Annotated in this window: 12 protein-coding genes and 1 riboswitch; of the genes, 5 read left to right on the forward strand and 7 right to left on the reverse strand. The window is 66.7% G+C overall.

The window, feature by feature from the left end; genetic code table 11:
• Positions 1 to 136: 136 nt before the first annotated feature.
• On the reverse strand, positions 137 to 2,158 hold the full coding sequence (locus AC5P8R_RS11135) for an acyltransferase family protein (protein WP_495223403.1): 2,022 nt from the start codon (positions 2,156 to 2,158) through the stop codon (positions 137 to 139).
• A 194-nt stretch (positions 2,159 to 2,352) separates the two neighbouring features.
• Positions 2,353 to 5,577 (reverse strand): autotransporter family protein, encoded by a 3,225-nt coding sequence (locus AC5P8R_RS11140; RefSeq protein WP_495223405.1) that lies wholly within the window; start codon positions 5,575 to 5,577, stop codon positions 2,353 to 2,355.
• Positions 5,578 to 5,896: 319 nt separating this feature from the next.
• On the opposite strand from AC5P8R_RS11140, the gene AC5P8R_RS11145 reads away from it, so the two are divergent.
• The 3 genes from AC5P8R_RS11145 to AC5P8R_RS11155 all read left to right on the forward strand — a co-directional run bounded on the left by AC5P8R_RS11145 (position 5,897) and on the right by AC5P8R_RS11155 (position 9,675).
• Positions 5,897 to 8,308 carry an autotransporter family protein gene (locus tag AC5P8R_RS11145; protein ID WP_495223408.1) on the forward strand — a complete coding sequence of 804 codons (2,412 nt, stop codon included), beginning with the start codon at positions 5,897 to 5,899 and terminating at the stop codon, positions 8,306 to 8,308.
• Positions 8,309 to 8,764: 456 nt separating this feature from the next.
• Positions 8,765 to 9,175: a hypothetical protein gene (locus AC5P8R_RS11150; RefSeq protein WP_495223409.1), complete on the forward strand. Its 411-nt coding sequence runs from the start codon at positions 8,765 to 8,767 to the stop codon at positions 9,173 to 9,175.
• 128 nt (positions 9,176 to 9,303) lie between these two features.
• Complete coding sequence (locus AC5P8R_RS11155; protein WP_495223410.1) at positions 9,304 to 9,675, forward strand: DUF805 domain-containing protein; 372 nt, start codon at positions 9,304 to 9,306, stop codon at positions 9,673 to 9,675.
• A 570-nt stretch (positions 9,676 to 10,245) separates the two neighbouring features.
• On the opposite strand, the gene thiL is transcribed toward AC5P8R_RS11155, so the two are convergent.
• From thiL to AC5P8R_RS11180, 5 genes are all read right to left on the reverse strand, one after another.
• The gene (gene thiL / locus AC5P8R_RS11160) at positions 10,246 to 11,208 is read right to left on the reverse strand and encodes a thiamine-phosphate kinase (RefSeq protein ID WP_032956633.1); all 963 of its coding nucleotides are present in this window, start codon (positions 11,206 to 11,208) and stop codon (positions 10,246 to 10,248) included.
• Between the two features lie 125 nt (positions 11,209 to 11,333).
• The gene (gene nusB / locus AC5P8R_RS11165) at positions 11,334 to 11,813 is read right to left on the reverse strand and encodes a transcription antitermination factor NusB (protein ID WP_005408062.1); all 480 of its coding nucleotides are present in this window, start codon (positions 11,811 to 11,813) and stop codon (positions 11,334 to 11,336) included.
• A complete protein-coding gene (gene ribH, locus AC5P8R_RS11170; protein ID WP_005415267.1) occupies positions 11,810 to 12,277 on the reverse strand; it encodes a 6,7-dimethyl-8-ribityllumazine synthase in 468 nt (155 codons plus the stop codon). The genes nusB and ribH overlap by 4 nt, the downstream gene beginning before the upstream one ends.
• 160 nt (positions 12,278 to 12,437) lie before the next feature.
• The gene (gene ribB / locus AC5P8R_RS11175) at positions 12,438 to 13,538 is read right to left on the reverse strand and encodes a 3,4-dihydroxy-2-butanone-4-phosphate synthase (RefSeq protein ID WP_014645922.1); all 1,101 of its coding nucleotides are present in this window, start codon (positions 13,536 to 13,538) and stop codon (positions 12,438 to 12,440) included.
• Positions 13,535 to 14,161 (reverse strand): riboflavin synthase, encoded by a 627-nt coding sequence (locus AC5P8R_RS11180; protein WP_014645921.1) that lies wholly within the window; start codon positions 14,159 to 14,161, stop codon positions 13,535 to 13,537. Before AC5P8R_RS11180 ends, ribB begins: the two co-directional genes overlap by 4 nt.
• Before the next feature lie 77 nt (positions 14,162 to 14,238).
• A riboswitch (FMN riboswitch) is annotated at positions 14,239 to 14,384 on the reverse strand.
• A gap of 431 nt (positions 14,385 to 14,815) precedes the next feature.
• Between AC5P8R_RS11180 and AC5P8R_RS11185 the strand changes: the two genes are divergently transcribed.
• Together AC5P8R_RS11185 and AC5P8R_RS11190 are read left to right on the forward strand one after the other, a co-directional pair.
• The gene (locus AC5P8R_RS11185; RefSeq protein ID WP_014645920.1) at positions 14,816 to 15,436 is read left to right on the forward strand and encodes a hypothetical protein; all 621 of its coding nucleotides are present in this window, start codon (positions 14,816 to 14,818) and stop codon (positions 15,434 to 15,436) included.
• 152 nt (positions 15,437 to 15,588) lie between these two features.
• Complete coding sequence (locus tag AC5P8R_RS11190; protein ID WP_014645919.1) at positions 15,589 to 16,473, forward strand: hypothetical protein; 885 nt, start codon at positions 15,589 to 15,591, stop codon at positions 16,471 to 16,473.
• Positions 16,474 to 16,582 lie beyond the last annotated feature (109 nt).

Genomic DNA, 16,582 nt, shown 5'->3' on the forward strand with positions numbered 1-16,582 from the left:
CCGAGCGTGGGCTCGGCTCTACAACAACGTGTCGTTCACCTTCGCGCTCCTGTAGAGCCGAGCCATGCTCGGCTGCTCTTCGACCAGATCGCGATGACGCCCGCGCTGTGCGCGCAAGCCGAGCGTGGGCTCGGCTCTACACCGTCTTGTCGGCTGCGATATCGATCAGGGTCTGCCGGAAACTGGGCAGCAGCACGCGGTTGCCATGCCCGCTCAGGTGATCATTGTCGAAGAACAATGGTTCGCCGTCTTCCACCGCCGAACAGGCCTGCGGCCCACACAGCAGCGGCAGCGGATCCCACACGGTGAGCGATGGATGGTGCGCTGCCAGCTCGGCCAGCAACGCCATCTGCGGCGCCCGCAGCCTCTCCAGATCCGCGCGCGACATACTCAGGCCTCCCACGCATGCCGGGTTGTGGCGGTTGAACCAGTCCGAACAGCGGTACGCACCGGCCTTGAACAGCGGCAGCGGTGCGTCGATCACCACGTGTACGCCCAGCTTCTGCAAACGCCCCAGCACGCGATCGGCTTCGTCGCGTGCAGCCTGTGCATGCGCGGGCGTGCGCTCGGCCAGCAGCTGTTGATAGATCTGCTGTGCATCCTGCCGCTGCCAGTCGAACCCACGCAGTTCCGGCATGCGCAAGGCCGCCAGCAGCACGATGTCACCCGGGCGCGCCTCGCGTTCGATGGTCGACAGCGTGTCTTCAATGAAGTCCTGGCAGTCGGCCGGGCTGGCCCGCAGCAGGTTGACGAAGCTGCAGCCGCCGCGATCCTGCTGGCGTACCTCCATGCCGGTCTGCCGCGCGACCATGCTGGTCACGGTGCGATACGCCGCCGCATGCGAGTCGCCGGCCACGAACAGGCGCCGCCCTTCAAGCGCCGGCGCACTCACCGGTTCCAGCGGGCGCCACGCCGGGTAGCGACGCGCCTGCCATGCGTAGCCGTTGCGGGTGACGCTGAGCGAGACCTGCTCGTGGTACTCCACCGTGGCCCAGGCGCCGGCACCGCACAGCGCCACCAGCGGAAACGCCATCGCCAGCACCTTGGCCGGTGCCAGCCGCAGCAGCGGCGCCGCACTGCGCAGCGGGCGCTCGATGAAGTGGTAGGACGCGGCCGACACCCCCAGCAGCAGCACCGGATACAGCCACAGCGCGACGCCATGCAGGCCATACGTCCAGCGCAGCAGTACCAGCAGCGGCCAATGCCACAGGTACAGCGAATAGGACAGCCGCCCCAGGTAGGCCAGCGGTGCGCAGCCCAGCGCACGGGCGATGCGCGATGTCCCCGCTGTCGACACGCCCGCCAACAGCAGCAGGGTACCGGCCACGGTCGCCAGCACGCCCGGCACCGGCATCGCCAACTGCGGGGCGATCAGCACACCCGCGGCCAGCAGCGCCAAGCCCGCCACGGCAGCCGCGTCGCTGCCCTGGCGTGGCGTACGTTTATGCATCCACTGGTAGAGCAGCGCACCTGCGGCCAGCTCCCAGAACCGCGCCGGCAGCAGATAGAACGCCGACGCCGGCGCCGATCGCGCCTGCCAGCCCGCCCACGCCAGCGACAGCATGGTGAGCGCCGGCAACAGCCAACGCGCCCCCGGCCAGCGCTCACGCCCGCGCAGCCACACGAAGAACAACAGCGGGAAGACCAGGTAGAACTGCTCTTCCACACCCAGCGTCCAGGTATGCAGGAACGGATTGAGTTCAGCGCCGGGCGAGAAGTAATCGTCCTGCTGGCCGGCCAGCACGATGTTGCTCAAGCCGACCAGCGCGGCCCAGCCGGTCTGGTCGAACTGCTCATTGCGCCACGCGCGGGGAATGAACAACGCCGACAGCACGAAGCTCGCCATCAGCATCACCAGCAGCGCCGGCAACAGGCGCAGCACGCGACGCCGGTAGAAATCGAGCAGCATCGCACCCAGCGATGCTTGGGCGCGCGAGGCCAGCGACTGGCTGATCACGAAGCCGGATACCACGAAGAACAGGTCCACACCGGTGAAGCCGCCGGGCAGCCACGTCGCGTTGGTGTGGAAAAGGACGACGGCCAGCACCGCCAGTGCACGCAGGCCATCGATGGCGGCGTTGTGGGAACGTTCGGGAGAGGACACGCGGGCAACCGGCAGAAGACAGGGCGGCAGCATCGCCACCGTTTGCGCAGTCATTCAATGGACAATCGCGACAGACGTGGACAACGTTCAGGTCCAGTCCCGGATCGGCGCGGTTGTAGAGCCGAGCCATGCTCGGCTGCCCTTCGTCCAGATCGCAGTGAGCCGAGCATAGGCTCGGCTCCACAGCAGCAACTGGGGGTCAGAGCCCATTGCCTTGGCAATGGGATCCGACCCCGCCGCAGGCGCGCTTACCAGGCCATGCGCAGGCCCAGCTGGCCGCCTACGTTGCGGTAGCCATGGTCGCCGCGCTGCACGCTCATGCCACCCCACGCACCCCAACGCTGGCCCAGCCTCAGCTCGGCACCGGCCTGCACTTCATAGCGGTTGCGCGGCACGTCCGCACCCAGCGTGTCACCGTTGAACTGCAACGTGCTGGTGCCGCTGCCACGCAGCCAGTTCACGCCCAGGTACGGCTGCACGGTGTTGCCGGCGGCCGTGCCATGGCCGAACACACGCACGCCCAGGCGCCCGCTAAGGCCACCGGCGTCGGCATGGTCGACCACCGTACCGTTGCTCTCCACGTGGCGATCGGCGCGGAAATCGACATGGCTCAGCTGCAGTTGTGGCTGCACATACAGTGCGCTGGCGGTGTCCTGCCACACATTGAATGTGTAGCCGGACTCCAGTGACGCAGTGGCCATGCGCGAGTCGTAGTGCTCCGGCGCCAGGCCGATGCCCTGCACGCGGTTATCGAAGCGGCCGTACTGCAGGGCTGCATCCACATACGCGCCCCGCGTGCCGTCCGCTTCCTGCATCCAGGTGCCGTACACACCCACGGCGCTGCCACGCACCCGGCCCTTGGCGCTGTAACCGGTCAGATCGGACACTACGCTGCTGTCGGCGCGGCCGCTGCCCAGCATCACACCGGCAACCGCGTTGCCACGCTGCAGCAGGTCAGTGCCGATCTGCAACATCGAGGTGTTGCCATCAATCGACAGCTGGCCGCCGACCGCGCTGAAATCCGCCTGCTGCCGACCCACGCGTGCCCAGGCCTGGCGCTCGCCGTCCATCGAACGTGCGCCATTGCGCTCGTGCATGCGGTGCGCGAACAGGTTGATCGCCGCCGACTGGTTGGCCAGGTAAGCCCCCGCTTCCGGGCGCAGCACCGGTGGCGGCAGGATCGGATCAGTCGGATCAGTCGGATCAGTCGGATCAGTCGGATCGGTTGGATCCGGATCCGGGCCCGGATCGACCACGCACCCCGGTGCGGCCGGGTTGTCCTGGCAGATATCGAACCACTGCGAACGCAGATACCAGTTGCCATCGGAAGGATCGGCCAGGCCGCCCTGGAACAGGAAGTACTCGTACGATCCGCCCACCGCGCGGCCGCTCAGCGTGTAACTCGCCAGCGATGCACCGTCGATCTCGATCAGCGCGATGCCATCCACTGTAGGTGCGCCTACGCCACCGGTGTTCTTCACCGCGATCAGCGCGTCGCCGGAGCTGTCGCCGCGCACGTGCAGGCGGTCCATCGCGCTGTCATCGCCGGCCAGCGTGCCCTGGAACAGGAACGTCGCCCCTGCGCTGTGCAGGTCGCCGTCCACGGTGAGCGTATTGAAACGGCCGCTGCCGTCGGACAAGGCCACGCCACTGTTGAGTACCTGCAACTCGCCCACCGTGGCATCACCGGTCAGCGTCCACTGGCTGCCGTTCTCGATCGCCATCGTCTGCACCAGATCCGACGAACCCTGCCAGAGCGAACCATCGGCCAGCCGTACATGCACGTCCGACTGTGGCGGCAGCCCAGCGTCCTCGTCCTCCGGGGTGATGGCGATGTCACCGTCCATCCGCGAGCGGCCCTCCAGCACCACATCGAAGCGCCCGGCCACTGCGGCATCCAGTGCCAAGGCGATGCCATTGCCGCCCGATACCACCGCACCGTTGGACAGGGTCAGGCCGGGGTCGCGGCTGCTGCGCACCCACACACCACCATGCTGGACGCTCACCAGCGAGCCGCCGTCGATGCGCATCCGCCCGTTGTCATTGATCACCGCCGCCCACGCGCCCTCGCCTTCGGTGCGCACATGGGTGTTGTTCAAAGCGATATGCCCAGCACCACCGGCAATGACACCGTGCGAGGATCGGCCAAGGGTCTGCAAGCGGCTGTCGACCAGCGTGACGGTCCCGCCGGTGCGTGCAATCGCCGCAGCAGACCCATCACCCTCGGTCAGCACCTGGGAATCGACCGCCTCGATCCCGGGCGGCCGCCCGGCGCCGCCCTGCGCATACAGACCATGGGCAGAACGCCCCCCTGTGCGCAGGTTGGTACTGAAAAGCTGCGCGCTGCCGCCTCGTGCATCAAGGCCGAGCCCACCGTCTCCCTGGGCCACCACTGAAGACTCACTCAGCACCAGCGTGGAATCGTTCGGCATCCAGATGGCAGTACCTGCAGACGTTGCAAGCGAGCTGCGTTCCACTGTCACGACGTTGCCTCGGCCATTGATATCCAATGCGACCAGCTCGCTGCGGACACTGCTGTCACGCAGGTTCGCGCTGCCATTGTCCATCAGCCTCAGTCCCGTATTGCCGGACAGCTCGCTGCTCTGCACGTCCAGCGCACCACCTGACTGATCGACGGCGCGACCATGGGCGCCCTGCACGCTGATGCGGCTGTCGGAAACGTTTACGCTGCCTCCCATCGCCAGACCGACGGCGGCGTCACCGCGCATGTCAATGTCCACACCCTTCATCACCAGGCGCGTGCCGCGATGCGCCGTTGCGGCCACACCCGAATAGCCCACGCGTCCAATGCTCGCGTCCTGCAGGACGACCTCGGCCGTGCCGGTCGCCAGGACACCATTGCCCGCGTCACCCGCCATGTCGATGTGGACCCCATCCAGCGTTGCTGTGCCCGCATTCGCATACAGACCGTAAGTACCGTAGCGGTTCACCTGCAACTGAGCGCCCTGAACCTGCAGCGTGCCTCCCATCAACCGAAGCGCATCGCCGCCGGTGCTGCGGACCTGCACGTTTCTCAGCACGGCATCCGCGCCCTGCACCTGTACCCCGTGAGCGCCGTTGCCGCGTGTCTCGATCACTACATCGGCGGCCTCCAGTCGGGCGCCTGCGGCAACTGACGCGCCTGCTGCAGAGATGCCAGTGGTGCTCACCGATGCGCCCTGCAACGAGATCAGGCTGCCGGTACCTTCGGCGTGCGCAGCGTGCGCTCCGCGTCCTTCGGTAGAGAGATTGACCGGCCCTGTCGGAAGAATGCGGCCGCCGTTGATTGCGTAGAAGGCATGTCCCGACGGGTCGCCCGGCAGCACCGGCTCAGTGGTGTGGTAATCGCCTTCGGCGGGCATCTGGTCGTCGCCGTCCGCCACGATCTGCTGGGCCGAGGCGGGAATGCTGGCAAGCAGTGCAATGGCTAGGGCAGCTGGCAGCGCATGGTGGCGTGGGGTGGGTGTATGCATGGGGTTGCTCCTGAAAGGAGGCGCCATGCTCGTCATCTCCTTTCACTGCCTCCATCGAATCACTTGCAACCCACCTGCGACAGGGTGTCGCAGTGCTGGCTGAAAGCTGAAGGCGCTACCGGTGTTCAGTGGGCTTTACAACTTTTTGCATGGGTTCGGCCGGGCTGCGCACAGAGACTGGCGCCAGTAGAGACACTTGACTTCGCAATTGCCCACTCTTCACACCATCCTCACAGAGATGAAGGATATACGGCACTTCGTCTGAATGCGGTTGCGTCGTGTCGCGTCTCTCCCCCTTCTCCGACACAAGGATTCCCCCATGAAGCGCACCGCCACCGCATCCCATCCTCTGACGCCGCGCCCGCTGTTCCGCAGCCTGGTGCTGGCGCTGGCGTCCCTTCCCGCCGGCATCGCACTTGCCGGCGATCTCGATGGCCAGACTGCGGAGGTCGGTGCTGGCGATCCGGTCGAAGCGTGGACGTTGAAGAACGGCTCGCTGCTGACCGTGAATGACGGCGCAACCCGCAATCTGACCGCTGAGGACTCGACCGTGGTGCTGTCCAACACTAGTGTGGATGCGACGACGGCGGGCCCCGCTGTGCGCCTCTCCGGCGCCTCGGCCCTGGCGGCTCGATCGACGCAATTCAACGGTAGCATCCATCTTGTCGACAACAGCACCGCCTTGATCGAAGACAGCCAGATCTCCGTGGCGGCGGGAGCGGGCGTGCATCCCGGCATTGCCAGCGTGGGCATCGACCTCGCTCCTGCCGGGGCTTCCTTCCCACAGAACGCGTTCGCAACGGTGCGCAACAGCACCATCCGTGCCCAGGATGCGCCCGGTACGAGTGACATCAACAGCGGCTTGGGCGTACGTCTGATGGGGGGCACGATCCATCTGGAAGGCTCCCGCATCGACGCCGACAACATGGCCGCACTGCTGGCGCCCTCAGCGGCCGGCCAGCCCCCGATCGAACTTCGTGTTGACCACTCCGTGCTCCAGTCCCGTCGCGGCGCTGCAATCCGCGTCGCACCGCGCGCGCGGGATGCCGAGTACCAGATCACCGTCGCGAACGGGTCACAACTTGTCGCAGGCGACGGGAATCTGCTGCTGATGAGTTCGTGGACCGGCAACCCTGTCGCCGCCGACAGTCGTGTCAGCTTTACAGTGGACGACGCGCGGCTGATCGGTGATGTGAGGCTCGATACGGCAACGGTTGCCAACGGCACGATCAACGTAACCCTGCGTAACAAGGCACAGATCGACGGCCGCTTCCTCAGCGTCACCTCGGCCAGCATCGACAGCGACAGCACCTGGCTGATGACCGGCGACAGCAACGTCGGCCACCTGGCGCTGGGCAGCGCCGGCAAGGTGGCGCTGGGCAATGGCAGCACGTTCAACACGCTCACCGTGGATACCTTCGACGGCGCCGGCGGCACCCTGCTGTTCAACACCCAGCTGGGTGACGACAGCTCGGCCACCGACAAGCTCATCATCAGGGGCGATGCCAACGGCCAAGCCAACGTGCGCGTGTTCAATGCCGGTGGCGCGGGCGCGAAGACCGACAAGGGCATCGAGCTGATCCGCGTGGGCGGTGCGTCCAATGCGCAGTTCGACCTGCAGGGCCGCGCGGTGGGCGGGCAGTACGAGTACTTCCTGTTCAAGGAGGCGACCAACGGCGGCTGGTACCTGCGCTCGGAGCTGGCCGGCACGCCGGACCCGTGCGTGGTGGATCCCACGCTGCCGGAGTGCACGCCAGTCGATCCGGTCGATCCGGTCGATCCGGTGGACCCGATCGATCCGATCGACCCCACGCCAGTGCTGCGCCCGGAGGCTGGCGCCTACCTGGCCAACCAGTTCGCGATGAGCCAGCTGCTGCGCCACGGCTGGCGCGACCGTCAGGGCGGCAGCACCGCCGCCGTTGATGGCGTGCGCGGCTGGGCCCGCGTGGATGCCACGCAGAGCAAGCTGTCGGCTGTGGAAGACCAGCTGGACCTGCGCGTGGACCGCTCGCGCCTGCAGCTGGGTGCGGACATCGGCGTGTTCGACAACGGCCAGGGCCGCGTGGGCCTGATGGGCACGCTGGCCAGGTCCGATGCCACCTCGCGTTCGCAGCTGACCGGCTACAGCGCACGCGGCAAGGTCAACGGCGGCGCGCTGGGCGTGTACGGCAACTGGAGCAACGATGCACTGTATGTGGATGCCAGTGTGCAGCGCGGCCAGTTCCGCAACCGCGTGCAGGGCGAAGGCCTGGCCGAGGAACGCTACGACTCGGACATCTGGCAGAGCTCGCTGGAAGCCGGCTACCGCTTCGGCATCGGCCAGATCGGCAGCACCGCGCTGAGCCTGCAGCCGGAACTGCAGCTGGTCTACACCGACGCCAACACCCACCGCCACGAGGAAACCAACGGCACGGTGGTGCGCAGCCTGGGCGACAGCGGTCTGTCCGGCCGCGTGGGCCTGCGTCTGCAGGGCGAAGGCCGCAGTGCCGCCGGCGCGTCGGTCAGCCCGTATGTGGTGGCCAACTGGTACCGCGATGGCGCCAGCAACGGCATGGCGTTCGATGATGAAGCGCTGAAGGCCAGCGTGCCGCGCAACCGCTACGAGTTGAATGCCGGTGCGCGCGTGGACTTCCGTTCCGGGCTGAGTGCGTGGGGTGGCTTCGGCGTGATGCGGGGTGACCATGGGTACCGCGAAGCGACGGCCAATCTGAGCATGTCGTACAAGTGGTGAGGTAGGAGCGCGTTCTACTTTCTGTAGAGCCGAGCCATGCTCGGCTGCTTCTCGATGAGATTGTGATGAGCCGAGCGTCGGCTCGGCTCTACACGAATGTCGCGATTGCCACGCTGTGGCGTGCGCCGCACGATTGCAACGCTTTCGAACTTTCCAACAATTCTCATTGGCGGCACTGGCGCTTCATGCAAATCATGTAGCGCCACCGACAACGGGTGGCACGGGCTTCCAATCCCGTTCGGTTAATGTCGTTTACGCTTGCCTGCCGGCGTCGCCCTTTCCTTGTTGGGTGGCGTCGGCAGGCATTCTGTCCGCGCACCTATGGCGGGCGGTGCGTGGGGGCCTCGTGCCCGCCGGCGTTTGACGACGTTAGCCACCGGTATTGGAACCACGCACCGTCCGCCACCCTCGCTGTTAAGCAGGGTGGCCCCTTGCCGCTTGCACAAGGACGCCGCCATGACCGCTTCCCCTTACCCGCACCTGTTCGCCACCCTGGGCGAGGCCGCCACGCGCCTGCCCGATGACCTGGCCCGCACGCTGGAAGACACCTTCGTTGCGCTGCAGACCGGTAACAGCCCTGGCGCCATCACCCTGCAGGCCTGCCTGCAGTACATCCGCCAGGGCGATGCCGCCGATGGCCAGCCGTGGCCCGGCAGCAACCGCACACCCGGACAGCGTTTGGCCTTGGCGCGCATCGACCGCGCCAATGCGGGGCTGAGTTTCCTGCTGGAACTGCTGTACGCCACCGAACGTGTCCGCGTGGACGGGGATATCGATCAGCAGATGGGCGATGGCGCGCGCGAAGGGCTGCTGCTGGCCTGCCGTGGGCTGGCCGAGTATGTGGATGTGCAGTTGCGGGCGGTGTAAGCATCCAACGACGAGAAGTGCGGGGAAGCGCTCAGTTCAGTTGCACGCTGCGCGCAATTGCAACGATTCCGATGGCTCATCATCACAGGAGCACCAATAGTGCGCACTTCTTTTCAGGGAGTGCCCGGATGCACAAGATGATGATTCCGCTTGTCCGCTATGCACAGTTCAATGGGCGCGCCAGCCGCGGTGAGTTCTGGTGGTTCCAGTTGTTCGTCGTGATCGTGTTGATACCGTCGAATGTGCTGGGCTTCATTGCTGGCTACACCGGTTCAAGCACGCTGGCACTGATATCGACGGGCGTGGGCGCGTTGGTGTGGCTGGCGATCATCGTGCCGATGATTGCAGTGACCGTGCGCCGTCTGCATGACACCGACCGTTCCGGCTGGTGGTACCTGCTGATGCTGGTGCCGATCGTGGGTCTGGTGGTGCTGGTGTTCCTGCTGCTACCCGGCACGCCGGGCAACAACCGCTTCGACACAGCGGTTCCGCACATGTAACCCGCCCGCGTTGGTGGGTGTCGACCTTGGTCGACACGCTGTTGGCACGGGCGTCTTACACATCCGTGCCAACCAAGGTTGGCACCTGCCAGAGCGCACCGATGCGCCTCCGCTTTGGTAGGTGTCGACCTTGGTCGACACGCTGTTGGCACGGTCGGCTGACACATCCGTGCCAACCAAGGTTGGCACCTACCAGAGCAACACCGAGGTATTCCCGCCTGGGTAGGTGTCGACCTTGGTCGACACGCTGTTGGCACGGGCGGCTGACGCATCCGTGCCAACCAAGGTTGGCACCTACCAGAGCAACACCGAGGTGTTCCCGCCTGGGTAGGTGTCGACCTTGGTCGACACGCTGTTGGCACGCGCGACTGACACATCCGTGCCAACCAAGGTTGGCACCTACCAGAGCGCACCAATGCGCCTACGCTTTGGTAGGTGTCGACCTTGGTCGACACGGAGTTGCCACGCGCGGCTGACACATCCGTGCCAACCAAGGTTGGCACCTACCAGAGCAACATCGATCTGACCCCACCCCGAAGCTTGGCACCCAGCAGGGCAGTACCGCTGCGGCTACGCGAAGTGCTGGTAACCGCCGTCGGCGGCTTCGCCATCCACATGCACGCCCTGCCCTTCGGCAATCCGACCGATGCGGGTGAGCGGCACGTCCAGCGATTCGGCGAGGTAGTGCAGTGCGTCGCGCTGGTCGGCGGCGGCGGTGAAGCACAGTTCGTAGTCGTCGCCCCCGCGCAGTGCGCAGTCGCGCGCAGTGTCGCGGCCGAGCAGCTCACGCAGCGCGTGCGAGATCGGCAGCGAATCGGCATCCACATGCGCGGCCACGTTGCTACGCGTGGCGATATGACCGAGGTCGGCCAGCAGGCCGTCGGACACATCCACCGCCGCGTGCGCGAAGGCCCGCAGGCGCAGGCCCAGGGTCACGCGCGGCGTCGGCCGCAGCAGGCGCAGGCGCAGGCTTTCGTAGTCGGCCAGCAGCGTGGCGGTGGCGATGCTCAACGCACCTTGTTGCCACAGGCGCAGCGCGCCGGCGGCATCGCCCAGCGTGCCACTGATCCAGATGTCATCGCCTGCCTGTGCGCGGTCGCGCCGCAGGGCCTGGCCACGCCCGACCTGGCCCATCGCGGTCACCGACAGCGACAGCGGACCGCGCGTGGTGTCGCCACCGATCAGCGCGATGTCGTGCTGGTCGGCCAGGGCGAAGAAGCCATCGGCAAAGGCCTCGATCCAGTCTTCAGACGCTTCCGGCAGTGACAGTGCCAGCGTGCACCACGCCGGGCGCGCGCCCATCGCGGCCAGGTCCGACAGGTTGACCGCCAGGGTCTTCCAGCCGATGTCGAAGGCAGGCGTCTCAACCGGGAAGTGCACGCCGCTGTTGAGCGTATCGGCGGTGACCACCAGTTGCTCGTTGGCACGCGGCTGCAGCAGCGCGGCGTCGTCACCGATGCCGAGCAGGATGTCGTCGCGCTCGAGGGTGCGGGCGCGGATGCGGTCGATGAGGGCGAATTCGGCCAGGGACATGGGGCGTTCTGCTTTTTTGTAGAGCCGAGCCATGCTCGGCTGCAGTTCGATCACGCGCCGCATTGCCGAACGCAACCGTGCGCTGCACGGTGAGCCGAGCATGGCTCGGCTCTACAGAAATCGGGTCAGTGACCCGATTCGACCTTGCGCCATTCCACGGCGGCACGATCCAGCACGCCGTTGACGTAGGTGTGGCCGTGTTCGGAACCGAAGCGCTTGGCCGATTCGATCGCTTCGTTGATCACCACGCGGTATGGCACGTCCAGGCGGTAGCGCAGCTCGTAGGCGGCCAGGCGCAGCACCGCGCGTTCGATCGCGTCCACTTCCTCGATGCCACGGTCCAGGTACGGGCCGAGCGCTTCGTCGATGTCACGACGGTTGTCGAGCACGCCGTGCAGCAGCGCCTCGAAGTACGCCAGGTCAGCGATTTCACGGGCCTGCTCGTGGGCGAACTGGGCGATCAGCGACTGTGCGTTACCGCCCGAGATCTGCCAGGCGTAGATGGCCTGCACGGCACGACGGCGGGCGCGCGAGCGCAGCACCGGATCGACGCCATCGCGGCGGACGGGTTTACCGGAGGGCTTGCCCTGGGTGTTCTTGTTCATGGCAGTTGCTCCAGCAGATTGACCATTTCCAGTGCGGCGAGTGCGACTTCCTCGCCCTTGTTGCCGTGGCTGCCGCCTGCGCGGGCCTCGGCGTCTTCAACGCGTTCCACCGCCAGCACGCCGTTCAGCACCGGCACGCCGAAATCCAGCTGCACGCGCATCAGGCCTTCGGCGCAGCGGTCGGCCACGTGTTCGTAGTGGCGGGTGTCGCCACGGATCACGCAGCCCAGGGTGAGGATGGCGGCGTGTTCATGGGCGGCGGCCAGGCGCGCGGCCACCAGCGGCAGTTCCCAGGCACCCGGCACGCGGATCACGTCGATGTTGGCTTCGGTGATGCCGTTGCCGGCCAGGCTCAGGCGCGCGCCTGCGACCAGCGCGTCGGTGATGCGGGCGTTCCAGCGGCTGGCCAGGATGGCGAAGCGCGCCGACTCGGGAGTGCGAAGATCGCCTTCGTAGTGGCTCATATGCGGCTTGGGGACTCGATAAGGGGGTAATTCTAGCGTGGATGGGCCCCGGCCGTGGCTGGCGGGGGCCCGCAGGGTGTGCCGACCAACGGTCGGCACCCACCGGTGGCATGGGGCCGGCACCCACCGGTAGTGCCGGCCGCTGGCCGGCAATCCCCCATTACAGGGTGACCGTCTCCACCACTTCCAGGCCGTAACCGGCCAGGCCAACCTGGCGGCGCGGGGTGCCCAGCACCCGCAGCTTGCCCAGGCCCAGGTCGGACAGGATCTGTGCACCGGCACCGTTGCGGCGCCACTGGCCCACATCCTTGTCCTTGCCCGGCACCACCGGCGCCGGCTGCTGCCGCAGGCGGGCCAGCAGGGCTTCGCCATCGCGCGGGGCCGACAGCACCACCATCACGCCAGCGCCCTCGGCATCGATCGCGCGCAGGGCATCGGTGGCCGCCACGCCGAAGTCGTCGCGGCGCCAGTGCAGCAGGTCGGCCAGCGGGTTTTCCACCTGCACGCGCACCAGGGTCGGGGTGTCCGCATCCGGCGTGCCACGAACCAGCGCGAAGTGCAGGTCGTGGGCGATGCGGTCACGGTAGGTCACCAGCTTGAACGGACCGAATTCGGTGTCGATCTCGCGCTCGTCCACGCGCTCGACGGTCTTTTCGGTGGCCAGGCGGTAGGCGATCAGATCGGCGATGGAGCCCATCTTCAGGCCGTGCTCGCGGGCGAACACTTCCAGCTCCGGGCGGCGCGCCATGCTGCCATCCGGGTTCAGGATTTCCACCAGCACGCCGGCCGGTTCCAGCCCGGCGAGCATGGCCAGGTCGACGCCGGCTTCGGTGTGGCCGGCGCGGGTCAGCACGCCGCCCGGCTGGGCGATCAGCGGGAAGATGTGGCCCGGCTGGTGCAGGTCCGACGGCTTGGCATTGGGCTTTACCGCGGTGCGGATGGTATGCGCGCGGTCATGCGCCGAAATGCCGGTGGTGACGCCCTCGGCGGCCTCGATGCTGACCGTGAAGTTGGTCTGGAACTGGGCGGTATTGGCCTGCACCATCGGCGCCAGGCCGAGGTCGGCGGCGCGGCTGCGGGTCAGCGGCAGGCACACCAGGCCGCGGCCGTGGGTGACCATGAAGTTGATGTCCGACGGCTTGACCAGCTCGGCGGCCATGATGAGGTCGCCTTCGTTCTCGCGGTCTTCGTCATCGACGATGACCACCATGCGGCCCAGGCGGATGTCTTCCAGGATTTCCGGAATCGGGGCGAAGTTCATGCTGCGTCTCCCTGTGGGTGCTGACCGTTGCTCGGCACACCCATCAATCGCTCGACGTAACGGGCCACCAGATCGATTTCCAGATTGACCGCGCTGCCCACGCCAGTGGCGGAGAAGGCGGTGTTGGCCACGGTGTGCGGGATCAGGGCGACTTCAAAACCGTCGTCGTCCACTTCGTTGACGGTGAGGCTGACGCCGTCAACGCAGATCGAGCCCTTCTTGGCGATATAGCGGCGCAGCGAGGCCGGCGCGGCGAAACGCCAGCGCTGGGCCCGCGCGTCGTCATGGATGGACAGCACCTGGCCGAGGCCGTCGACGTGGCCGCTGACCAGATGGCCGCCCAGGCGGTCGGTCGGGCGCATGGCGCGCTCCAGGTTGATGACCGCCCCTTCGCCCAACTGGCCCAGCGTGGTCAGCCCCAGGGTCTCGGTGGAGGCATCGGCCTGGAAGCTGCTGGCGTCGAACGCGATGACGGTGAGGCAGACGCCGTTGATGGCGATGCTCTCGCCCATCTGCACGTGGTCGAACGGCAGATTCCCGACATGGAAGGTGAAGCGGACATCGCCGCCGATGGATTCGCGTGCGGCCAGACGGCCGACGCCTTCGATGATTCCAGTAAACAAGTAACGTTCTCCGCGAAAAGTGAGCGAAAAACGCCGCAAGGCAAACAGGCGGGCGCAGGGCCGCGAAGGCCCTGTGGCACCGTCTTCTTTCATCCGGACTATGACCGTCGGCTCCGGCATTGGACCGGATCTGCTGACCCCCGGCCGTGGGCCGGGGCGCTCGCGGGCTCGTGCTTGCGCACCTACCGCCGGTGGGGAATTGCACCCCGCCCTGAAGACGTTTGTGTACCGGCGAACCGGCGCGGCTAGTGTACCAGCCCGTGCTGAACGGGGTGGGGATGACCGGGGTCGGATCCCTTTCCGCAGGCAAGGCTCTGGCCCCATGGTCTCTGGGGAGCGCGGAGGGGTCAGAGCCGTTTTCCGACGGAAAACGGATCTGACCCCGATCCAGGCCCGCTCGCACTCTGATGACCGGGGTCGGATCCCTTTCCGCAGGAAAGGGCTCTGACCCCGGGTCCCTCGAAATCGCGAGGGGTCAGAGCCGTTTTCCGACGGAAAACGGATCTGACCCCGTTGCAGGCCGGCTCCAGCTTGTGACGGCCGTCTCTCGCATTTTGTAAAACTTTCATTAAAATCCGCAGCGGACGACATGAGGTCGCCACGGGCAGCCGCGAGGGCAGGCCCGCCAATGGACTGAAATTCACAGGAATTCCCATGCGCAAGATCCTGATCGTGGCCGCCCTGCTGGCCGCTGCTCCGTTCTCGGCTTCGGCCGACGCCCTGAGCTACACCTACGTGGAAGGCGGCTGGACCCAGGTCCAGGTTGACGACAACGTGCTGGACGACCCGAAGGTCGACGGTGGCTACCTGCGCGGCTCGGTCGCGCTGGCCGAGCAGGTCTACGTGTTCGGTGGCTGGTCGCGCACCAGCAAGACCCGCCACTACGGCGAAGACTCGCTGAAGCTGGAACTGAACCAGCCGGAGCTGGGTATCGGCTACCACATGCCGTGGACCGACCGCCTGGACTTCACCGCCGATGCCGCCTGGGTGCGCCAGAACGCCGAATCGACCCTGCGCTACGACGGCGTGCGTTACCACGGCAAGGACCACACCAACCTGGGCCGCGTCACCATGGGTATCCGCGGCAAGCCGTCGCGCATGACCGAAGCCTGGGCCAAGGCCGGTTACATGGATGGCGGCAACAACTACAAGGGCACCTGGGTCGGTACCGTCGGCGGCCAGGTCAACTTCACCAAGACCTGGGGTGTAGTGGGCGAGATCGCCGGCTACCGCGACGTCACCCAGTACTCGGTCGGCGTCCGCGCCAGCTTCTGATTTACCGATCGCTCCTCGTCGTGCGATCGAACGGGCCCCGCAAGGGGCCCGTTTTTTTTGGGCCCGCGCGCGCCGGCAGGCGGCCACAGGCACCAACGGGCCTGCGCAAAGATGCGCTACGCTTGCGCGCCTCTGGAACAGGAAACACCGTCATGAAGACTCCCTTGCGTACCCTGCTGGCCAGCGCCCTGCTGGCGGCCCCGCTGCTGGCCGGCGCCGCCCCGGCCACACTGACGCCCGAACAGGCTTTCGACCTGTACGCACGCGTGCTGCTGGAAGATGACGCCGTGGCGACCCGCGCGCTCAACGATGCACTGAAGCCGGCGTTCGAAGGCCAGGACGCGGTGACCCCGAACCCGGGTGCGCTGGCCAAGGCGCTGGCCGATCCGTGGCAGGTCGTGCTTGCCAGCACCGGCGCAAAGGCCGACGCGGCCGCCAGCGAAGCGCTGTATGCCAAGGCCCTGCGTGATTCGAAGTGCCGCGCCAGCAAGAGCGTGATTGAAGACAACGAGTACGTGGAAGACCAGAAGCTGGCGCGCATCACTTTCAGCTGCCAGGTGCCCGACCTCGGCAAGGTGCGCCCGCTGTTCGCCGCCAGCCTTGCGGCCGACGCCAGCCCGGCCGCGCGCAGGCAGTTCACCGACGCCTACACCCAGGCGCTGCAGAGCGGTGCGCGCGTGCCGGTCAGCGGCACCTTCACCCTGTACCCGGCCAAGGACAACGGCTACTGGTACAGCGGCAACTTCGACGATCTGGTGGGTACCGTGACCGGCGCGCTGGCACCGTTCGAGGACTGGATGCAGGACGCGCAGGCGGCCAGCGCACCGAAGGTGACCGGCGTACCCGGCTGTGACCTGCTGCTGCAGCAGCACCGCGCCTGCGTGGCGAAGATCGCGCCGGACCAGATCAGTGGCGTGGATGCCATGACCGAGGAACTGAAGGCCAAGGCGAAGGTGAAGTCAGCCGAAGACATGACGCAGGAATGCAAGGCACTGCGCCCGATCGCCGAGATGATGTGGACCGACGAATGCGCGTAAGTGCGATGTAACGCCGAGCCTACGCGCTGCCCAGCGTTGCCGACGGCAAGGGCAACTGCATTTTCAGAACCCTTGCATGGCCCTGCGCGGCCTGCATGGTCAATGCTGT

This window comes from Stenotrophomonas sp. YJH_SMC_73 (assembly GCF_059370155.1).

What these genes read in the sequence shown, in the direction of transcription:
- AC5P8R_RS11155 (WP_495223410.1), top strand. Translation starts at nt 9,304, where the DNA reads ATGCACAAGATGATGATTCCGCTTGTCCGCTATGCACAGTTCAATGGG.
- AC5P8R_RS11135 (WP_495223403.1), bottom strand. Translation starts at nt 2,158, where the DNA reads ATGACTGCGCAAACGGTGGCGATGCTGCCGCCCTGTCTTCTGCCGGTT.
- ribB (WP_014645922.1), bottom strand. Translation starts at nt 13,538, where the DNA reads ATGAACTTCGCCCCGATTCCGGAAATCCTGGAAGACATCCGCCTGGGC.
- nusB (WP_005408062.1), bottom strand. Translation starts at nt 11,813, where the DNA reads ATGAACAAGAACACCCAGGGCAAGCCCTCCGGTAAACCCGTCCGCCGC.
- ribH (WP_005415267.1), bottom strand. Translation starts at nt 12,277, where the DNA reads ATGAGCCACTACGAAGGCGATCTTCGCACTCCCGAGTCGGCGCGCTTC.
- AC5P8R_RS11150 (WP_495223409.1), top strand. Translation starts at nt 8,765, where the DNA reads ATGACCGCTTCCCCTTACCCGCACCTGTTCGCCACCCTGGGCGAGGCC.
- AC5P8R_RS11140 (WP_495223405.1), bottom strand. Translation starts at nt 5,577, where the DNA reads ATGCATACACCCACCCCACGCCACCATGCGCTGCCAGCTGCCCTAGCC.
- AC5P8R_RS11185 (WP_014645920.1), top strand. Translation starts at nt 14,816, where the DNA reads ATGCGCAAGATCCTGATCGTGGCCGCCCTGCTGGCCGCTGCTCCGTTC.
- thiL (WP_032956633.1), bottom strand. Translation starts at nt 11,208, where the DNA reads ATGTCCCTGGCCGAATTCGCCCTCATCGACCGCATCCGCGCCCGCACC.
- AC5P8R_RS11190 (WP_014645919.1), top strand. Translation starts at nt 15,589, where the DNA reads ATGAAGACTCCCTTGCGTACCCTGCTGGCCAGCGCCCTGCTGGCGGCC.
- AC5P8R_RS11145 (WP_495223408.1), top strand. Translation starts at nt 5,897, where the DNA reads ATGAAGCGCACCGCCACCGCATCCCATCCTCTGACGCCGCGCCCGCTG.